This window comes from Mesorhizobium sp. M7A.F.Ca.CA.004.12.1.1, assembly GCF_003997835.1.
GTDB lineage: Bacteria > Pseudomonadota > Alphaproteobacteria > Rhizobiales > Rhizobiaceae > Mesorhizobium.
In genome coordinates this window covers 1-1,421 of the sequence record NZ_RZRK01001146.1, presented here as the reverse complement: position 1 = coordinate 1,421, position 1,421 = coordinate 1, and the positions used below count along the sequence as shown (strand labels likewise).

Annotated in this window: 1 protein-coding gene; it reads left to right on the top strand. The window is 65.2% G+C overall.

Translation table 11 applies throughout. From position 1 onward, the window contains the following. Nucleotides 1–355 precede the first annotated feature (355 nt). The coding region (locus tag EN984_RS34555) for an FAD-dependent oxidoreductase (RefSeq protein WP_164765921.1) at nt 356–1,421 on the top strand (1,066 nt) is incomplete at its 3' end.

Here is a 1,421-nt window from a genome sequence, read left to right as displayed (position 1 = left end):
AGGTGATGTCGAAGACCGTGCCATCGCGCACCGCGACGACCAGCGGGTATGCGGCATCGCTGCTTCTGGCGCGTCCGACAAAAAGGCCCTCTGTGGGCAGGTGGGTCGGGTTCGTCATAGCGCTCTGTCCTCTGAGTGATCGACAATGTGGCGAAGTGATCGTCAATGTGGGTTGGCCGGATCGGCGCGGCACTTTCACCGGATTCCCGTCAAAGGTCTATCCCGTCGCGGGCGATCGGAACTCTGGGTCTCCGATCGTCTCGGCGGCAGTCCACAGACGAAAGCCAGGGCGCTCTTTCAAAATTGTGAAATTCTGACTAGGATTTTCACCAATCGCAGCGCAGTCAGGTGACCTTTGGCGACAGCATTCTCCGATCCGATCTGGCGCAAGCCACAGACAGCTTCCACGTTTCAATGGCTTCCCAATGGCGAACGTGTCGATCTCGCCATCGTTGGCGGTGGCATCATGGGCTTGTCGACCGCCTTGCATGCCGCCCGGCTTGGCCTGTCGGTGCAGGTGCTGGACGCCGGCGAGATCGGCCAGGGCGCATCGGGCTTGAATGGCGGTCAGGTCATTCCCGGCCTGAAATACGATCCGGAATGGCTGCTGGAGCATTTTGGCCCGGAGCGCGGCGAGGCGCTCGTCAATTTCGCGGCGTCGACTGCCGATGCGGTGTTCGAGCTGATCCGCGACGAGAAGCTGGCGGTGCCGTTCGTCCGCAATGGCTGGATCCAGGCGGCGCACACGGAGGCCGCGCTGAAGGCGGCGGCGAACCGCGACCGGCAATGGCACGCGCGTGGTGCCGACGTCCGGTTGCTCGATGCAGCGGAGATCGCGGCCAGGACCGGTGCGCAGGGCTATCTCGGCGGCTGGCTCGACCGCCGCGCCGGTGTGATCGATCCGCTCGCCTACACGTCGGAATTTGCCCGGGTCGCGACCGCGGCTGGAGTGAGGGTAGCCGGACACCAGAAGGTGGTTCGGCTAGACAACAGCGCCGGCGTTTGGCGTGTTTCAACTGAAAACGGGGTGCAATTGCAGGCAAAGGCGGTCGTGCTGGCGACAAACGCCTATACGGACGGTCTGATCCCCGGTCTCGCTCAGACGATCGTGCCGCTGCATTCCTTTCAGATCGCCACAGCGCCGCTGTCGCCCGATCTGGCGGCCACGATCCTGCCGGAAGGGCAGGCGGTGTCGGACTCCAGGCGCATCCTCGTCTACTACCGCAAGAGCGCCGACGGCCGGCTGGTGCTTGGCGGCCGGGGTCGCATGGCGCTGCCGACGAGCGCCGGCGACTGGGCGCATCTCGAGCGGGCGCTGCGGCGGCTCTATCCCGTGCTGTCCGGTGTCGCCATCGAGAAGCGCTGGTTCGGCCGCGTGGCGATGCGCTCGCCAAGCGCGGTCATCAGGCCGACACCACGAC